The sequence below is a fragment of the Mesorhizobium sp. M0663 genome, assembly GCF_040320585.1.
Classification (GTDB): Bacteria; Pseudomonadota; Alphaproteobacteria; order Rhizobiales; family Rhizobiaceae; genus Mesorhizobium.
Genome location: NZ_JAMYPX010000031.1, coordinates 24,362 through 43,076, shown reverse-complemented (window position 1 = coordinate 43,076; position 18,715 = coordinate 24,362). Strand labels below are relative to the sequence as shown.

Sequence of the window (18,715 nt, the reverse complement as noted above, 5' to 3'; positions counted from 1 at the left end):
TCAGTCATTGTGGTTCCGCCAATAGGAACAGGCGAGAGAAAGGGGATAACCTATTCTCGCAGGACGACGGTTTGCCTTTGACGCCCCAGCCCGTCGGCACCCAACTCCACCACATCGCCCGGCTTCAAAAACACCGGTGGCTTCATCCCAAGCCCCACCCCATGTGGAGTGCCGGTCGTGATGATGTCCCCCGGCTCGAGCGCCATGAATTGGGAGATGTATGAGATCAAATGCCTGAATGGGAAAATCATCTTGGCTGTCGACCCTGACTGCCTGGTGACCCCATTTACTCTGAGCCACAAATTCAGGTTCTGAGGATCGGGGACCTCATCCGGCGTTACTAGCCAAGGGCCAAGCGGACCAAAGCTCGGGGCAGACTTGCCTTTGATCCACTGTCCGCCACGATGTATCTGGGACTCTCGCTCAGATACATCGTGACTGATTAGGTAGCCGGCGACAACGGTCAGCGCCTCCTTTTCTGACAATTCGAAAGCATGTTCACCGATTGCAACAGCAATTTCGACCTCCCAGTCGAGCATCACGGACGCAGAAGGCATGATAATGTTGTCGTTCGGTCCAGCAATACATGATGGAGCCTTAGAGAAGATCACCGGCTCATCTGGAATCGGGGTGTCGGTCTCAATTGCGTGGTCTGTGTAATTCAGTCCGACGGCTATAAAGTGACGGACGTCCCCTACCGGAGGCCCGAGACGAACAGCGTCGTCGACCCGAGGCAAAGTCGAAGGAGGCACTGACCGTAACTCCTGCATGGTCGCGGGGGAAAGGGTGCTCCTCCGGATGTCAGGGACAACGCCGCTCAAATCGCGGATTACACCGTCCCTGTCCAGAAGACCCGGACGTTCCGCGCCTCGCTCGCCAAATCGCAAAAGCTTCATGGTTCACGCCTCCCTAACCCGCCGCCATCTCTGTCTTCATACGCACATATTCAAGCAGGTATTGGCCCACCCGGGGGCCCTGCACGCGGCGATGTTCCAACACCTTCGCCACCGGGCCCTTCAGGTAGTCCGTCATACATCCCTCGATCAGGATGACCCAACTCGGGGGTGCATCGTAATCGGTGCGACCTTGGCTTTCGGTAGTGCGCACCTGGGTGGCCTCGTCGTCCGCCTTGCACAGATGAACCCCGCATACGAGCGGAAATTGCATAACCTCTGCGGCCAGAGCCGACAATTCCTGCACGATCTCCTGCTCCGCGGCTTCCCTGGACAGGAAACGCACAGTCGCGAGAGCGCCACCCATACCGGGGCCTTGAGAGTCCAAAACCCGTCCCAGACCCCGCGACGTGCTCCGGAAATGCGCGGTTGCGCGCTTCGTCCAAGCAGTAGGGGAGTTCAGACGCTCAACATACTCGGCACTCTTCAAGACCTCGAACTCATCAACCTCGTATAGCGTGAAGTATTCAGGCTGTGTATTACCATCGGCGGCTCGATACCGCCGCCCTCTCAGGAACCCGCGAATTGCAGTTCTCTCGGGCATATGCTCGTGCAGGTGCCATTGATAGAAATCTATTCGGCCTTCATCGGTTATCCCGTTCCAGGTCGTAATGACGCCTTTTCCGCAAAGCATTAGTTTCTCCGTACGTTTATGGCCTGAGTGTCGCAGTAACAGGGGCGATCTTGTCGAATTCGACGGTGACCCGGTCACCTGTCACTACCGGATAGAGCCCCGTGTAACTGCCGGTAGTGATGACTTGCCCGGCTTCCAGCTTCATTCCTCGTGAACGCAAGTCGTTGGCGAGCCTGACTACCAGATCTATGAGATCTCCATCGGCGCGGCCGGCGCTTTCATGAACCAGCTTGTCATTGATCCTCAGGCGCGCGTTTACCCGCGAGAAGTCGAGGTGCTGCCACTCTTTCTCGATCGGTCCGACAATTAGAGCACCATTCGCCAGCAGATCGGCTACCATCGCATTTCGCGGTGGAGTGACGGTTGAAGACCAGCGGCTTTGACAGACTTCAATTGCGGCGCAAGCCCCTTCGACGGAGTCGATGACCTCGTCCCGCGTAATATCTCTTGCGGGGTCACCCGGGCTCCGCGCGAGGCGGAACGCGATTTCCGATTCAACGCCAGCCCACCCATATTGACTTCCCTCCACATCCGCCGAGGTCCGAAACAGCCGTTCCGCGACAATGGGCGCCGAAACCAAATCGCCATCAGGCAAAAGGGAAACCTTCCAGCCTGACACAGCGGTCCCCAGCCCCCGCAGAATATTGAGCTGCACCTCTAGGGCTTGCGCGCGGGTCAAGTTTCCCAAGCTTTCCGCGTGAGCGACGACGCGCTCACCGCCTCTCAGGGCTCCTAAAAGCTTATTGGCGAGTTCGACCTCGTCATGCACAGTGTTTGACATGCCGTACCTTCTGGAATAATGTTCCAGTATGTCGTACGTGGTTTTTCCGCCCGGGTCAACTCACTCCTGCGCGTAGATGAGCCGGACGTATTGGTCTGAACGTGGGTAGCCGCCCGCGTTGTTTTCTGGGGAAGGTGAAGTAAGTGGCTGATGCTGCAGAGGATATCGCTGACGTGATTGTCGTTGGAGCTGGGGGCTCCGGTCTGTTCGCGGCTATTGAGGCGGCAGAAATGGGACGAAAGGTCTTAGTACTGGAAAAGAACCCCGCTCCCGGTGGCATGACCGTGTGGTCCGTTGGCTCAATTTCCTCAAGTGCATCCCCGATGCAGATGGCAATCGGAATAATCGACAATCCGTCAGCTCATTTTGAAGATATGGCGCTCTTTCACGGCCCTTTATTGTCGCGCGATAATCCCGAGCTCCGAAAAGTACTCGTTGAGAACGTACCCGAAACGTTGCGCAAGCTATTGGACATGGGCGTTGTGTTCTTCGGCCCGATGCCGGAGCCTCCTCATCGTGTACCGCGGATGCACAATGTACTGCCCAACTCGCGCGCTTATGGCCGCGCCCTCTATCGGCGCGCACGCCAGCTAGGTGTCGATGTGCGCCTGAGCCACCCCGTCTCTCGTCTGATTCTAAAGGACGGGCGAGTGGTCGGCGTGGAAGTCGCCAAAGATGGCCTCAATCGTAGTTACTATGCGCGTCGCGGGGTGATCCTCGCAGGGGGTGACTTTAGCGCAAATCCTGAGATGAAGGAACGTTACGCTGGACCGGAGGTCGCGCTGGCGGACGCGCTGGTGAAAACAAGTACTGGGGATGCCCATCGGCTCGCGCTCGCTGTGGGAGCAGAAATCGTCAATGGCGATCTCGTCGCGGGCCCTCAGCTGCGATTCGTACCGCCGAAAGTCAATCTGATGAAAATGCTGCCGCCCAGCCGGCCAATTGCACTCGTTATGAAGTGGGCGATGGCGAAATTGCCTGGGTGGCTAATTCGTCCGTTTATTATGATGTTTTTGACCACCGTACTTGAGCCGCAGCGTAAGCTATACGAAAGTGGAGCGCTCCTGATTAATAAAGATGGCCTTCGTTTCTCCGACGAGTGCGACAAACCGCAGTTCTCAGTTCCCCTTCAGCCGAACAAGGAGGCTTATATCGTACTTGATGGCCGACTTGCAAAAATGTTCAGCGCGTGGCCACATTACATTTCTACTGCTCCGGGGGTCGCTTACGCATATATTCCCGACTATAGACGCAACCGCAAAGACATCTACCACCAGGCCAACACAATCAGAGGTTTGGCCGCGAAAATCGGTGTACCGGCAGGTGCGTTTGAAAACACCATCGCCGACTACAATCGGTCACCACGGCAAGGCACACCCGGCCTCTTGACGCCGCCTTACGTTGCACTTGGGCCAGTTCGCAGCTGGGTCTTGACTGAAGGGGGGTTGAAAGTGTCGACCGCAATGGAAGTCCTCTCCCACGACGGAACGCCGATCCCGGGCCTGTATGCAGCGGGGGCGACCGGCCAGGGAGGAATTATCTTGGAAGGACATGGTCACCACTTAGGCTGGGCATTCACATCGGGGAGACTGGCCGCACGATCCGCATCCCTCCAAGAGGTATCGTTGCCGCTTCAAGCTAAGCAGCACGCAAATTAATTTTGGTAAAGCAGGACCAGTTCATGGAGGACAGGTTGTTAGTCTTACTGCGTCATAAAATGTGAGATCGACGGGTATTGAGCGTGGTCCGGGTGCAGCATGGACATCGTTGAAGCCGATTGGCTAGGGCGACGGTGAGGCGTCGTCGCAGAGTTGGGATTGAGTTGGGGACATGGCGTTCGGGCCGGATCGGCGGAGCCGCGGGGTTGGTAACCGCCGGGAAGGCCAGATGCTTGGCGGCCTTGGGTTTGAGGCGAAGCTGAGGGGGGAATCGTCTCCCTCACGGAGATCAACAGTCCATAGGCGGCGATGCAAAGGCTGGCGTGGTGGTGGAAGCCCCGCCAACCTCGCCCTTCGTAATGCCCCAACCCCAACTCCTGCTTGAGTTCCTGATAGTCCCGCTCGATGTGCCAGCGCAGCTTGGCCATGTCGACCAGGTGATCGATCGGAGTGTCGGCCGACAGGGTGGAGAGCCAGTATTTGGTAGGTTCGACTTCGTCTTTGGGCCGTTCGATCAATAGCCATTCCTCGGCGTGAGCCTCAGGGCGATTGTAATCCCGCGAGGCGGGCCGCAGGCGCACGGCGGCGAAGCGGGAGCTGAGCTCGGTATTGCTCCCTTCGCGCCAGGCGACCGTGCGCCAAGCCTCCGCCGGCAGTTCCTTGGCCAGGGCCTTGGCCGAGATCGGCTTGTGGTCGGAGTTGCGGACGATCCGAGATGGCGGCCGGCCCCTACCGCTCCAGGGCTTGGGAGGCAGGGGGCCTTCGCCTGGACGCCAGACGCTGAGCGTGGGCTGCACGCCCACCGCATAGGTCTGATCCAGCGCTGACAGTCCGGCTCTGAAGCCACCGTCCGCCCCGTACCCGGCGTCGGCTAGGATCACGCCGGGCGCGACGCCCCGAGCTTTGGCCGCCTTGATCTGCTCAAGGGCGATCTGTGGCTTGGTCTGGAACACGACGTCCCCGGGGACGTTGGCCTTCTTGCGCCGTTCGGGATCGTCGGCCCAAGCTTGCGGAAGATACAGCCGATAGGCGATCGGCAAGCTCGCCGTGTCGTTGGCCACCGACAGGCTCACCGCCACCTGACAATTGTCCTGTGCGGCGCGGCAATCAACGTGAGAGCGCGGTCTCTCCCCGATTGTCGCGCTACAGTCCTGCTTGCCCAACTGGCCGCAGTACTGTCGCGCCACGCCTACGGAGTGCTTGCCCTTCTTGGGAAAGCCTGTGTCATCGACGATCCACGCCCGGATCGCTCCGCGCCGCTCAATCCGCGGGAGCACCCAATCGCGGACCCGGCCCATCAAAGCCTCGTCCGACCACGGCGCCTGGCCGACAAAATGCAACAACGACTGATGCTTGGCCGACACTCGCGACGGCGCCGTCACCGCCGCCAACGGCTCCACGCTCTTGCGCTCCACCGGCATCAAAAGGCCAAGGCAGTAGTCCTTCAGCGGCTCCGCCCGGTCTGCATGGCCCATAGCGCCAGTCAAGGCTTCGACATAGGCGTCGAACGCCGCTTCAATCTCGGTTATCGCCTACGCTAACAAATCCGCGCCAAGAACGAATCCCCCGGCATCGGATTTTCTGAGTCAGTAAGATTAGTTCCGGTAAGCTGCTCGCCATCTCCGACCTCCATTTCTGATGGCATGATGATCCAAGGAGGAAGTCTATTTATTTCAAGCGGACATGTGGGTACGTCGTAACCCTTGTTTCAGCTTGCGGAGCCTTGACCGACTGGCTGTCGATCACGCCAGCCGTGGGACTGGCCTCGCGCCCGGCTCGTTCGCGATCTAGCATCAGCGCCACGTCCTGGATGGGCTGGAACAGAAACCGCCGCGCCAGCTCTCGAAACCAGCCATAGACCGTCTGCCACGGTCCAAAGTGGATCGGCAGCATCCGCCAGCCGCAACCCGAACGCACCAGGTAGCGCACCGCATTGATCACCTCGCGAAAATCAACCTCGCGCGGACGCCCACGCCGCCCAGGCTGCGGCATCAGCGGCGCAAACTGTCCCCACTCCTCGTCCGCCAAATCAGACGGGTAGCGCTTGGTCTTCTTGGCGATCTGGGCCATCCGGCCACGGCTCTGCTCTGTCCACATCCACAGCTTGAATCATAACCCAGCATCAGACGGAACCCCCAGCAAGCCGATTTTCAAAACGGCCTCTTACGACCGGCAATCCTGTCTCTTGACCGCCGCAGAGCTGTGCCGTAGAATAAAGTTCCTAATAGAATAATATTTCGGAGCTCCCTGTGCGAGTTGTCAACTCTCTTGTCGAACGGTGTTTCGCCGTGATCGAGCTGCTGGCAAACGACGCATCGGCGATGCGGCTTGGAGAGATCGCTGAACGGCTTGACCTGCAAAAAAGTGCGGCTCACCGAATGCTTACATTGTTATGCGACATGGGCTGGGTCGAGCAGGACTCGGTCACTGGCTTTTATAAGCTCACGCTTCGACTCGCAATCGTCGGTCAGCGATTTCTGAGCGCGACTTCCCTGACTGACGTCTGCCAACCTGCACTCGAAGAGTTGGCGTCGGAGAGCGCCGAGCTAGTGCGTATGGCGGTAGTTCAGGGTGAGACCCTTACCTGGATTTCACAGGTACAAGGTGCGCTGAACGGTCTCAAATACCAGCCCGAGCTGGTTGCTAAAGTTCGCCTTGCGACCACGGCTAACGGCAGAGCGTACTTGTCTACTTTGGCTCCGACGGAAGCCGTTCGCATCGCATTGCGCGACAGTGGTGATGGCCGGGAGAGCCAGCCTCCCAGTGTGTCGGTTGAGGATTTCCTCAAGGAACTGAAGCTGTCTCGGGATCGCGGGTGGGCACTTTCCAATGAGGAGGCAGAACCGGGCGTAGTCGCGATTGCCGCCCCCATTAAGTTACCCGGTGAAAAGACGGTTGGAACGGTCAGCGTGGCTGGTCCGAGCTCGCGGTTGACACAAGACCGCCACGAGGCGATTGCAGGCTCCGTAATGTCAACAGCCGAAAAGCTCGGGGAGCTCTGGCCGTTGCGGGAAAAGCATAATAACAGCCGTGGCCTTTAGTCCCTCCCGACAGAATGTGTGACAACTTTCGCGGCGAGACAATAACGTGCGCCATTCTCGTCATCTCGCGATCGTCGGCGGCGGTATCATCGGCATTGCCACCGCGTGGGAGCTCATGCGTCGGGCATTCAGGCAGGTCTGTCATCCTGTTGGAAAACGAGAACGCGCTAGCACTTCATTAGACGGTCGAAACAGCGGCGTCATCCACTCGTTTTGCAAGGGACACTATGTTCCGTTCGAGCAATGTGGCTATCGCGCGGTACGCTTGGGACGCTGGTAGACTACTCCAGGACAAGGCTGTGGCGCGCGCCTGGCGTGACCGAAAGAACGAAGCATGGAACAGGTCGACTGCGTAATTGCCGGCGCCGGCGTCATCGGTCTTGCGGTCGCGCGCCGCTTGGCGGCGCAGGGTCTCGAGACGCTGATCCTTGAAGCGGCGGACGCCATCGGCACCGGGACGAGCTCGCGCAACTCGGAAGTCATCCACGCCGGCATCTATTATCCTCAAGGGTCGCTCAAGGCACGGCTCTGCGTTGACAGACGCGAGATGCTCTATCGCTATTGCGCCGAACGTTCAATCCCGCATCGGCGTTGCGGCAAGCTGATTGTGGCGAACGACAAAGCCCAGGAACCAATGCTTGTTTCCATTCGCGCCAATGCTGCCGCTTGCGGTGTCGATGACCTGCGTTTGCTGGACGACGCCGAGGCGCAAGCTCTGGAGCCGGCACTGCATTGCACTGCCGCTCTGCTCTCGCCCTCCACCGGTATCATCGACAGCCATGCGCTGATGCTGGCACTGCTTGCCGATGCCGAGAACCAGGGGGCTGTGCTTTCCCTTAACACGCGCATAGAGAGCGGCCGGATCGAAAGCGGCCCCATCGTGCTCGAGACCGTCGACACAGCAAATGGCGATCGCTTTGCAATCGCCACGCCTCGTCTCGTCAACGCTGCAGGCCTTGGCGCGGTGGCCCTTGCCGGCTCTCTCGGCGGGTTCGATCGCGAGTTTCTGCCGACGCTTCGCTATGCCAAGGGGAACTATTTCTCGATGAGCGTTCGGGCGCCTTTTTCGCGATTGATCTATCCGGTTCCGGAACCGGGAGGGCTCGGTGTCCACCTGACGCTAGATCTTGGCGGCAGCGCACGATTCGGGCCTGACGTCGAATGGACCGACGTGCTCGACTATCGGGTCGATCCGGCGCGCGGCGAGCGCTTCTACGAGGCGATCCGCAAATACTGGCCGGATCTCGCCGACGGCAGCCTGCAGCCGGCCTATAGCGGCATTCGGCCAAAACTCTCAGGCCCGGGCGAAGCCAACAGCGACTTCGTCATCCAGGATGCAACGACCCACGGCGTCCGGGGCCTGGTCAATCTGTTTGGCATCGAAAGCCCCGGGCTGACGTCTAGCCTGGCGATCGCCGAACATGTCGCGCGAATCCTGGCGCCGACACTGCGAGAAATGGGGCCCTGACCGGTGCGAGCAGGCGATGCCGGCCGCACTGCGGTGTAGCTGTCGAGTGCACGATACGCGTGATTGACGGTACCTCTCGGCGGCCGTCGGCGGCAACCTCTGGAATACTGATTGCGCGATTGCGCGCTCTATCTCAGACCAAGCGACCAAGCTAAGGCGCTATTTGGATTGCCTACCTAGATGTGACCTTCTCAAGCTGGGTGCTGATATCGCCTGCGCGGCAGCTTAGCGAGATCAGTACTTTCGGATGAGGTCCGCTGCGCGTTCCGCGACTGCGATCGCGGTTGCGTTCATGCCGCCGGATACGGGGCCCGGAACAACGGAGTTGTCCACCACTCTCAATCCGGAAACACCACGGACGAGAAGCTCCGTGTCCGTTACGCTCACGTCCGTGGACCCCATGTGGCAGGTTCCTGCATAGTGCCCCGATGTAGTCCCGAAGCCCCTTGCGTAATCGTAAAGATCATCGTCGGTCACGGCATCTCGGCCCGGTGCGATTTCGCCAACGCTCCACTGGCTGAGGGCTCTCGCCGCGAAGACCTCCCTTGCAGCACGGACGCCGGCTAGCATGCGAGACCAATCGCTCTCCACAGCCAGGTAGTTCGGATTGATTGCTGGTGCGTCGAACGGATTGGAGGAGCGAGCGAGCACAGATCCCGAGCTCTGGGGACAGGAAAGCCACACTCCGATCGTCATGCCACCAGCACTTTCCAATCTTCCGGGGGCGGCGGCCGAAAAGCTGACGGGAGCAAATTGGAGTTGCAGATCCGGGAATCCGACCTCCGAAGAACTCCGAAGATAGATGGCAGCCATACTTGCGCCGAGAGTTATAAGTCCCTCATTTGCAAATACATACTTAAGTACCTCGAGAGACAGGCCCACGAGGGTATTTGATTCGTTAATTGTCTTGAGGCCTTTCGTTCGGTGTGAGACTCTGACCATATACTTGTCGCGCAAATTTTTGCCCACGTACGGCGATTTCACATTTGTTACCACCCCGATTTTCGCCAGATGGCTGGGATCGCCAATCCCGCTTAGCTGTAAAAGCTGTGGGGACCTCAGTGCCCCACAAGACACGATCACTTCGCGACGAACCCTAACGCGGGTCAATTTCCCCGCGCGCTGAAACTCAAGCCCTTCCACTTTGCTTCCGGAAAGCACTATCCGTGTGCATACGGCGTTCGTTTCCATCGCAAGGTTCGAGTTTGTCCTTAGAGCCGGCCAAAGGTAGGCAGAAGCTGCACTCGCCCTGAAGCGGCCATTCCGGTTCTGTTGAAACAAGCTAACGCCGTCACGGATAGGAGCGTTCATATCTTTGACCCTGGCGTAGCCTACCTGGCCCGCTGCCTGTACAAACGCCTGCGTCAGCGGGTGCAAGGTGCGAAACGGAGCGACGTTGATCGGCCCAGAGGTGCCGCGAAATTCCGAGGCCTCACCCTCGAAAGTCTCTGCCTTCTTGAAATAGGGGAGCAGCGATTGATAGTCCCAGCCTTTACAACCCAGCTCGTTAGCGAACCGGTCATATTCTGCGGCCTGTCCTCTCGTGAACAGGATACCGTTGATCGAACTCGTGCCCCCGACTCCCCGCCCTGCCGGAAAGATGATGTCGCGATCAAAGGTGTTCGGTTCCGGTTCTGTCCTGTACATCCAGTTATGTCTGGTGCTCCGAAGCAGATAGAAATAGCCTGCCGGGATGTGGATAAAGGGATGCCAATCGCGCGAACCCGCCTCTAGCAAAAGTACCTTTGAAGATTTGTCTTCTGAAAGCCGCGCAGCCAGCACGCAGCCGGCCGAACCGGCTCCGACAATACAGTAATCGGTTTCGAGATCCCAACGAGCCCCCGGCATTTCAGAAGTCCTCTATGCGGCACCAACGAGCTTCGCGGCCGTCGCGCCCTCTACTGCTAACTGGCCCGTTCGTCGCATCATTTAATCGACCCGGTTCGCTAAGCGGGACGTCGCAGTCCGCTCGATAGCCCATGGATTGGCTGCCCTCCATTGTCTAAGCCTTTCCAACCCATCTCTGAGCGCGACCGTCGATCGAAAACCAATCTCGTCGCTCGCACGTTTGGTCGATGCAACCCGGTTCCGCACGAGCGTCGCGGAATGTTGCCGCGGCTTGTAGACAACCGGCGCCTTGCAGCCTGTCAACTCGCGTATCATCTCCGCGACTTCGCTGAGGGATGTCTTCACACCCGTACCGATATTATAGCCTCGATCGGTCGATTCCGCCTTCAAGGCACAGATATTCGCCCTTGCAGCATCCTCAACGAAAATCAGATCGTAAGCTTCGTTGCCGTCACCAAAAATGACTGGTGACTCGCCACGCTCAGCCGCATCGAACATTCTCGTGACTACTGCCATGTAGACACCGGCGTAGCCTTGCCTGGGGCCGTACACGTTAGTATATCGCATCGCAACGTACTGGAGCCCGTACTCGTGGTGATAAGCGTGCAGCAGCGCCTCTGATGCGATCTTGGTCGCACCATACATGTTCTTGTTGTTGAAGGGGTGCTCTTCTGTCATCGGCTCTTCAACAGCATCACCGTAAACGGACGTAGAAGAGGCGTAGACGAGCCGACCAACCCTATGGTCGATGCAACTCTGCATCACATTCAAAGTACCCTTAACGTTAAGATCGAATCCCGCGAACGGCTCGGCTCGGCATTTCAAAAGAAGGTATGCCGCTAGATGTATGACAGCATCCGCTCCCTCGATTATAGCATCAAGATGATCCCGGCGCCCCACATCGCCATTGACGAATTTGACTCGTTCGTCATTAAGCGCTTGGATGAGAAATTCCATTTTGCCGCTTGCAAGATCATCGTAAACGATAATTTTCTTGACGTCCTCGTTCCTGAGGAGGTCGACTGTGTGCGAACCGATGAGACCTGCGCCGCCAATCACGGCGACTGATGCGTTAGTCAAATTCACTTGCAATCTCTTTCTGAATCATCTCGCCACATTGCGGCATCATGAGCAACGCCACGTTGATATGGCATTGTCTGCAGAATCGCCTTCTCCATCTACTGAGCTCGTAAGATGAGGTCGGCCGCCCTTTCGCCAACCGCAATGGCGGTCGCGTTCATCCCCCCTGAGACCGGGCTTGGAAGGACCGAATTGTCGACGACCCTGAGCTTGGAAATCCCGCGCACCCGAAGTAGCGTGTCTACGACGTCGGATTCGCGGGGCCCCATTTGGCAGGTGCTTGTGTACACGGCGTTGGACGAGCCGTTGTTTCTCGCGTAGTCGAGAAGTTCAGCATCGGTATTCACATTCTTCCCAGGGTTCGTCTCTACCGCGCTCCATTGCTTCAGGGCGTGCATGTCAAAGACTTTTCGCGTGGCCCGTAGCCCTACCAGGAGCCTCGGCCAATCCCGTTCATCGCTTAGATGTTTGGGGTTGACGGCGGGAGCGTCCTCAGGACTGGAGGACCGGGCCAGAACGCTTCCGGTGCTATCTGGACAACATAGGCAAGTACCGATCGTCATTCCACCGGCGGCTTCGAGAGCTCCTGGAACAGTCGCCGAAAAGCTGACGGGTGCAAACATCAGTTGCAAGTCTGCGAACTTGGCCGAGGATGAACTTCTCAAGTATAGAGCAGCCATACTTGCCCCAAGGGTCAAGAGACCTTTGTTTGCGAGCAGGTACTTCAGAGTTTCCAGTGCAATTGCGCCAACGTTGTTCATTTCGTTTATCGTGAGAACGCCTTTGGTCCGATGCGAGCTCCTCACGTTGAACTGGTCACGCAAATTCTTGCCAACGTTAGGTGAGGCATGCGTCACCGAAACTCCGATCTCTTTCAAGTGCGACGGATCCCCGATGCCGCTAAGTTGAAGAAGCTGGGGCGACCGCAGAGCGCCGCAAGAAAGGATAAGCTCCCGGTTTACCCTTACGCGGGTGAGCTTGCCGTGCCGGACGAACTCGACACCCGCGACTCGCTTCCCGTCCAACAGTATGCGGGAGCCAACGGCTTCGGTTTCTACTCGCAGATTTTTGTTTTTCTTCATGGCTGGACGCAGGTACGCTGACGCTGTACTCGCCCTGAATCGGCCGTTCCGATTCTGCTGGAACAGACTGGCGCCCTCTCGGTCGGGTGCGTTCATATCGGCGACCTCGCCGTATCCCGCCTGAGCGGCCGCTCGAACGAAGTTCACGGCGAGCGGGTGTATGGTCCGGAACGAAGACACTGAGACTGGACCGTAGCTGCCGCGGTGCTGCGCAGCATCCCCGGCAAAGGTCTCCGCCTTCCGGAAGTAAGGAAGCAAACTGGAGAAATCCCAGCCCTCACAACCTAGGTCATGGGCCCAGCGATCGTATTCGGCAGCCTGTCCACGAACGAACAGGATCCCGTTGATCGAACTGCTACCTCCTAATCCCCGTCCTGCGGGTAGGGTCAATATTCTGTTGGCGGTGTTGGCAGCAGGCTCTGAATTGTACATCCAATTGAATCGGCTATCCTTCAATAGGTAAAAGTAGCCGGCTGGGATGTGGATAAAGGGGTGCCAGTCCCGCGGGCCGGCCTCCAGCAGGAGCACTTTCGACCCGCCATTTTCGGAAAGCCGACTCGCTACCACACACCCCGCCGAACCCGCCCCAATTACGCAGTAGTCAGTCTCGATGTCCCAAGTGCTATTTTGCATCTCTTTTCCCGCTCAGATGCGATCGTCTACCACACCTTAGCAACGTTATTCCAGAGGGAACAGCGTTTTTTTAACCCAACAGATTGCAACAGGTCGGCTGGATCAGGATCGTTGGTCATGACTGCTGACGTATATCCGGCTTCCTGATGCGGCTGGATAACGTCTTCGCCGCGAGCGCCGATGGATTTTCGCGTGCTTCCACCTCATCGGCCCCCAAGCCGGTCCACACACCAGGTTCGGGAAGAATGACCGTTTCACCCTCTCCTACCATTTACCTACCATTTTGCTGCAGTTGCCGGTGAGACCTCCTTCTGTTATTTCTTCGTTTGCCGCTTCGCCTCAAGCTCCTTTCACAGACGGTGCAGACTCATAGAATGTACTGCCCGAGAGCATGGCCCACACGATCCTCGCATTCTTGTTGGCGAGCGGCCAGCCGCGACATTGGGATGCCGCCTTTGCCGAACGCAGCGCGAGCGCCATGGATCATCAATGTGCCCAGATAGCGACGTTTGCTGATACCGAACAGGCGGGCTCGCCCTCCGCTGGATCGTTGTTTCGGCACCAGGCCGCGAACTGACGGCCGTTTTTGAAGCAGGGGTTCTATTGCCGACAGCAGCGATCAAGGCGGTTGCCGTTACGGGGGTGATGCCTTCGATCTTTCCAAGCCGCTGGCACTGCTCGCTTGTGCGGAAGATCTCTCGTATCCGCCGGTCATAGGTTCCAATGCGATTGTCGAGTTCGGCTATTTCCGCCCGCAACTCCCTCGTGAGCGAACGGACCATGTCGCTGAGGCCGTCATCGTCGTTTCCGACGATGACGGCAAGGCTGCGTCGCAGCTGCGAGATGTCACGAGCAATGACAATCCCATGCTCGGAAAGGAGGCCACGAATCTGATTGACGAGTCTGACCCGGTCGGCGACCAGCGCCGACGAATGCGATGAACGGCCTGGATTGCAAGCTGATCAGGAATCAGGAAAGCACCCTTGCCCAATAATGCGGTCCGATCGAGGCCTCCATGCCGACCAGACATCGCGGCAGATTGGCGGAAGAGGCGGGCTACTGCATCGCGACGAAGCTTTTTTTCACACGACGGCTTGGCTGTCGACGCCATGAATCTCGAGGACATATCTCGCAAAATCCAGACCTATTCGAACGACCTGCATGACATCCTCCTTCGTTGCAGTCGGCGTTCAAGATTTCACCACCTCGCCGCTGCCCGGCGTACCGCCGGCCAGTTTCCTGGGTTAAGCCGGTCTTGCGTTAGGCGCCTGCCGCAACCCTGTTTTGATAGCCCCTCCCTTTACGAGCAGAGCCCAGATAATACGCGCCAGCTTGTTGGCCAGCGGCGACAACCTTGAACGGGCGGCGGCCAGCCATCTGGGTGCATCGGGGTTGTCTTTCGTCCGCCGCAACACGGATGTGGCGCCAAGGACGACAACGAGCGCAGCACCGGATTACCCATTTTTGAGATTCTTCCGAGCCGCTCAGCAAGAAATGGTCGAGCGCTCAGAGCGCGGAGCATGAACGTCGCCAAACGGCGCGGTATGGCCCGATCCTTGCTGTTGCCCGCAAGCTCGCTGTCACCCGGTTCGCTCCCGTGGGGACGATCGGCAAGGTGATCTCGTTAGCAGGCACGATCCTGGGCCGAACTCCCCCAAGGTCATTCAACAGATTGAGACGCCTCGCTCTACTGACCCCATATGTGGCGGTCTAACGTCGATCACCAAGAGAAGCGAGTGACCGCGGGGTGACATGGTCCGGAAAAATAGCAGGCGGAGCTTGACCTCAACGACCCCAATCAGAGAAGCCCGTTAGGCCCCTTTTGCGTATGGAGAACATCCTGTAGATCAGGTTCACGTGAGGGTAGGTGCCGGACCCGAGAAGTACGGAGGAGAGATCGTTTGCGAGGATGATTTCCGCGAGGACATCGTCCCGCGCATCACTGTGGAGGCCTAGGAGAATGCTGCCCGACTCTGTGAGGAAATCTGCGCCTTCCGATAGAAAGCGGCGGAGCAATTTATAACCCGGATCGATGCATCCTTGTTCGAGGTCGTCCCTATACTCGTAATCGTCCGGCACAAAGGTCGACGGATAGTTCCAAAATATTAAATCAAATTTTCGGTAGGGCGGAATATTGCTAAAAATGTCGCTTTCGATTACCTCGACGTTCTGAATACCGTTTCTAGCAGCATTTTCTAACGTGTTCGCGACGGCCTTAGGATTGATATCGCAAGCAAGCAATGACAACGCGCCCTGTTTTGCGAGATACAGTCCTGGAAGACCAAAACCGCAGCCAATCTCCAGGATGCTTTTCCCGGCAACAGGAGGAAAATTCTCGGTAAGCCAACGCCAACTCTGGAAATCTTGTGGTGGAAACACACCTTCTTTTACAGTCAATTCCAGTCCAAATTCCTGCATGTACAGCGGAAAATTGTGCTGTTGGCTGAGTTTTAGCCTCATCCTGATCCACTCAAGGTCATCCATATTACTGCCCTCCTCGAATTAGGCACACTGGACGCCGGGAACGGTTCCCAACCGTCTTGGTATACTTCGGAAACCAAGTAACCACATCGTTCATGTAACAACTCCTTTGTGAAATAGCGTGAATGAATTCATCTTCAAAATCAAGCGCTAATATTGGATATATTTTCGGATATATTCCGCCTCAATTTACGGGATTTGGATGGTATCGATAACATCCAACTTCTTGCAAAATATATCTGTGGAGATATTCATAATTTCATTGCGTCAGCAGTCGCCTTGCGGCGATCGCGGAGGACAACTAGAAAGCACGTTGATGAATCGAGTGCTTTGAAGATTCCGAGCAGTGGTATGACAGGAAAGTATTCATTCGGCGTATCGTGGAGCTCGAGCGAGGCTGGCGGCGCGCTATGAATCACTTCGCTTACACGGACAATAGCTGTCGTTCAAGCTTCAGGAGTTTTCTCGATCTGGCCTTCAAGCGCTTTGCTGGAATACCACAGAATACACCCCAGCTATCCAGCGCCTTTGTTACTAATGACAACGCCCCGACGGATGATCCTTCTCCGACATTGCATCCGGGAAGAACGACAGTCCCTGATCCAATGATAACGTGCTTTCCCAAATGCACTGGCGCAAATGTGACATTAAGGAATTCTTGTGGAACAGTTCGGTTCGTTAGATATTCCCCGGTGTAATCGTCCGTGGCTGAAAATATGCGAGCACCGGGGGCAAGCCCGGAAAAATCATCGAGCTTGATTGTTCCAGATCCGCTCAAGTAGCACCCAGATGCAATATGGACGTGATTTCCGATGGTAATTGATCCAATCGGGCAGCTAATGACAACGTTTTCGTCAATTCTGACATCATTACCGATGCGTATGTTCCCTTCTCCAGTAATTATGCATGTTTTTGCGATCATCACGTTCTTTCCCATCTCCAGAAAGCCAACATCAAGTAATTCATTTTCTGACAGGTATGAAGAGTTCAGCGCCAAATTGCGCTTGGAACGTGTGATACCTCTGCTCATTGTTTGCTACCCATCTCTTCAGTATTGTTCTCAAAATCGAAATGTGTATAAGATGTTATGATTATATCATGACTTCGAGTTCTCATAGGTTAAGATGATAAATGTCCTCTCACAAAGAGTTTGCGTTACGGGCCGGCGGTCAGGTTCTTTCATGAGTTCCTCGTTTCTAATCTCTTTCCTGTTACTATTACGGTTACTACTAAATGGGTCTAGTCAGAGCCGCGGGCGCTTGTTCGCCCATGGCTGCAGCTGTTCGAATGTCGCTGAGGCCTGCAGGACGCCTAGATCGTCGAAGCGTTTGCCAACAATCTGCAGTCCGACCGGCAGCCCCACCGGAGTAAAGCCGCATGGTACGCTTGCGGCCGGGTTCCAGGACATGTTGAATGGGTAGGAGAATTCCGCCCACATGATCCAGTCCCAAGCATGCGTTGGCCAATGATCGGGCATCAGCTTCTCGGCTGGGAAAGCGGCGACTGAAGCGGACGGTGTCAGTAGGAAATCCCAATCCCGGAACCAGCGATGGATATTCTCAATGTAGACCATCTTCCGCTTGCTCATTTCTTGATAGCGCGCGAAGGAGACGTTCTCTGAATGCTTGATGCAGGCGACGAGCCCAGGATCCATCTCCGCCTCCCATTTCGGAAGGTACTGAGCGAGGTCGGTCAGGTGCGCGGACCAGAAGAACCGGATCAGTTCCGGTCCGTCCTTCGCCCATGGGGTGGGTACTTCCTCGACGATTGCGCCGAGTTCCGTAAAGCGTGCTACGGCGGCCTTCACCAGCTCCGCAACTTCCGGATCGACGCGGGAGACACCTAGATCCGGGCTGTAGGCGATGCGCCTGCCCTTCACGCCCTCGCGCAGCCGGGCGAGATAGTTGGCGGGCCCCACCTCGAGTGACGTATGGTCGAGGAAATGCGGACCGGCCATGACCTCGAGCATTAGTGCGCTATCGGCGACGGTGCGTGTCATCGGGCCGTAGTGGGTCGTCATGTCACTTCCGGAGACCGGCACGCGCCCGAAGCTGGGCTTCAGTCCGAATACACCGCTGAAATGTGCGGGCATGCGGATCGATCCCGCGCCGTCACTGCCTTGGTGCAGCGGCCCATAGCCTGCCGCTGCGGCGGCGCCCGCGCCGGCCGAGGACGCGCCGGCGTTGTAGCCAAGCTTCCACGGGTTGCTGGTGATGCCGGTGAGTGGGCTGCGCGAGACGCCGGTCCAGCCGAACTCCGACACGGTGGTTTTGCCGATGATGATCGCGCCCTCGTCCCGCAGGCGCGACACGATCGGCGCATCTTCGATGGGCTGATCGCCGGTGACGATCTTACTGCCGTGCTGTGTCGGCATGTCCTTTGTGATCGAGTGATCTTTGATCGTGGCGGGCACGCCGTGCAACCGTCCGATTCGCGCACCACTCATCAGTGCGGCTTCCGCCTTTTTCGCATCATCCATCGCGCGATCTGCGGCAAAGTAGGCGAACGCATTTACCTTGGGCTCCAGCTCGGCGATGCGAGCCAGCAGGACGTGCATGTACTCGACCGGCGAAATCTCTTTGGTGAGGATCAGCTCGGCCAGCTCGACGGCCGGTATAAACCCGATGGTCTCAGAGTCCATATATCCTTCCTCTCGCTGTGCGTATTGATCGCTCGACGGCGATCGCGGCGGGAAGCTGGAGAGTAGTTCGCCGCTCCTGGTTGACGCGAGGTGCCACAGCATTGAAAGCAAGCAGGTCTGTGCTGCGTCGTCACGAAACTCCTGGTTGGCGTACCCCAAGCGGGGTTAGACCAGAAACAGTCGATCGATCATGTTGTCATTATAAAATCTACGCGACATTGCCGTCGCAGCGAGCACGGTTTCGCCCAATCGTGAGCGGTGAGAGCGCACTCTCGTTTACAGTCAATTCCAGCCTAAATTCATGCATATACAGCAAAAAAGTGTCCTGTTGCCTGCGTTTGAGCTTCGTCCTGATCTAATCAAGGTCGGTCACATTCTTACCCTCCGAGCACAATAGACGTTGCGAACGGTTCGC

Annotated in this window: 14 protein-coding genes and 2 pseudogenes; 4 read left to right on the top strand and 12 right to left on the bottom strand. The window is 57.3% G+C overall.

Going from position 1 to position 18,715, the window contains the following annotated elements; translation table 11 throughout:
• Window positions 1-50: 50 nt before the first annotated feature.
• The 3 genes from NKI54_RS30665 to NKI54_RS30655 are packed head-to-tail and all read right to left on the bottom strand — an operon-like array spanning window position 51 to window position 2,368.
• A complete protein-coding gene (locus NKI54_RS30665; RefSeq protein WP_352693399.1) occupies window positions 51-896 on the bottom strand; it encodes a fumarylacetoacetate hydrolase family protein in 846 nt (281 codons plus the stop codon).
• A gap of 13 nt (window positions 897-909) precedes the next feature.
• A complete protein-coding gene (locus NKI54_RS30660; protein WP_352693397.1) occupies window positions 910-1,587 on the bottom strand; it encodes a hypothetical protein in 678 nt (225 codons plus the stop codon).
• Window positions 1,588-1,603: 16 nt separating this feature from the next.
• Window positions 1,604-2,368 carry a 2-keto-4-pentenoate hydratase gene (locus tag NKI54_RS30655; protein WP_352693395.1) on the bottom strand — a complete coding sequence of 255 codons (765 nt, stop codon included), beginning with the start codon at window positions 2,366-2,368 and terminating at the stop codon, window positions 1,604-1,606.
• Between the two features lie 143 nt (window positions 2,369-2,511).
• Between NKI54_RS30655 and NKI54_RS30650 the strand changes: the two genes are divergently transcribed.
• The gene (locus NKI54_RS30650; RefSeq protein WP_352693393.1) at window positions 2,512-4,026 is read left to right on the top strand and encodes an FAD-dependent oxidoreductase; all 1,515 of its coding nucleotides are present in this window, start codon (window positions 2,512-2,514) and stop codon (window positions 4,024-4,026) included.
• 44 nt (window positions 4,027-4,070) lie between these two features.
• On the opposite strand, the gene NKI54_RS30645 is transcribed toward NKI54_RS30650, so the two are convergent.
• Window positions 4,071-5,501, bottom strand: a complete 1,431-nt coding sequence (locus NKI54_RS30645; RefSeq protein ID WP_352693391.1) for an IS701 family transposase — start codon at window positions 5,499-5,501, stop codon at window positions 4,071-4,073.
• A 226-nt stretch (window positions 5,502-5,727) separates the two neighbouring features.
• Window positions 5,728-6,123: pseudogene (locus NKI54_RS30640) on the bottom strand (transposase); the annotation flags it as partial.
• Between the two features lie 152 nt (window positions 6,124-6,275).
• On the opposite strand from NKI54_RS30640, the gene NKI54_RS30635 reads away from it, so the two are divergent.
• From NKI54_RS30635 to NKI54_RS30625, 3 genes are read left to right on the top strand one after another with little or no spacing between them, the layout of a single operon-like run.
• Entirely contained in the window at window positions 6,276-7,067 is a 792-nt protein-coding gene (locus tag NKI54_RS30635) for an IclR family transcriptional regulator (RefSeq protein WP_352693390.1), read from the top strand.
• Between the two features lie 46 nt (window positions 7,068-7,113).
• The gene (locus tag NKI54_RS30630) at window positions 7,114-7,347 is read left to right on the top strand and encodes an FAD-dependent oxidoreductase (protein WP_352693388.1); all 234 of its coding nucleotides are present in this window, start codon (window positions 7,114-7,116) and stop codon (window positions 7,345-7,347) included.
• A gap of 54 nt (window positions 7,348-7,401) precedes the next feature.
• Complete coding sequence (locus NKI54_RS30625) at window positions 7,402-8,535, top strand: NAD(P)/FAD-dependent oxidoreductase (protein ID WP_352693386.1); 1,134 nt, start codon at window positions 7,402-7,404, stop codon at window positions 8,533-8,535.
• A gap of 234 nt (window positions 8,536-8,769) precedes the next feature.
• Here the strand turns inward: NKI54_RS30625 and NKI54_RS30620 are convergent, their stop codons facing one another.
• The 7 genes and pseudogenes from NKI54_RS30620 to NKI54_RS30590 all read right to left on the bottom strand — a co-directional run bounded on the left by NKI54_RS30620 (window position 8,770) and on the right by NKI54_RS30590 (window position 18,300).
• Window positions 8,770-10,383 carry a GMC family oxidoreductase gene (locus NKI54_RS30620; RefSeq protein WP_352693384.1) on the bottom strand — a complete coding sequence of 538 codons (1,614 nt, stop codon included), beginning with the start codon at window positions 10,381-10,383 and terminating at the stop codon, window positions 8,770-8,772.
• Window positions 10,384-10,464: 81 nt separating this feature from the next.
• On the bottom strand, window positions 10,465-11,469 hold the full coding sequence (locus tag NKI54_RS30615; RefSeq protein WP_352693382.1) for an SDR family NAD(P)-dependent oxidoreductase: 1,005 nt from the start codon (window positions 11,467-11,469) through the stop codon (window positions 10,465-10,467).
• Window positions 11,470-11,561: 92 nt separating this feature from the next.
• Window positions 11,562-13,178, bottom strand: a complete 1,617-nt coding sequence (locus NKI54_RS30610) for a GMC family oxidoreductase (RefSeq protein ID WP_352693380.1) — start codon at window positions 13,176-13,178, stop codon at window positions 11,562-11,564.
• A 466-nt stretch (window positions 13,179-13,644) separates the two neighbouring features.
• Window positions 13,645-13,846: pseudogene (locus tag NKI54_RS36590) on the bottom strand (transposase); the annotation flags it as partial.
• 1,117 nt (window positions 13,847-14,963) lie between these two features.
• Window positions 14,964-15,662, bottom strand: a complete 699-nt coding sequence (locus NKI54_RS30600; RefSeq protein ID WP_352693376.1) for a methyltransferase — start codon at window positions 15,660-15,662, stop codon at window positions 14,964-14,966.
• Between the two features lie 421 nt (window positions 15,663-16,083).
• On the bottom strand, window positions 16,084-16,689 hold the full coding sequence (locus tag NKI54_RS30595; protein ID WP_352693374.1) for an acyltransferase: 606 nt from the start codon (window positions 16,687-16,689) through the stop codon (window positions 16,084-16,086).
• Between the two features lie 213 nt (window positions 16,690-16,902).
• Complete coding sequence (locus tag NKI54_RS30590) at window positions 16,903-18,300, bottom strand: amidase family protein (RefSeq protein ID WP_352693372.1); 1,398 nt, start codon at window positions 18,298-18,300, stop codon at window positions 16,903-16,905.
• Window positions 18,301-18,715 lie beyond the last annotated feature (415 nt).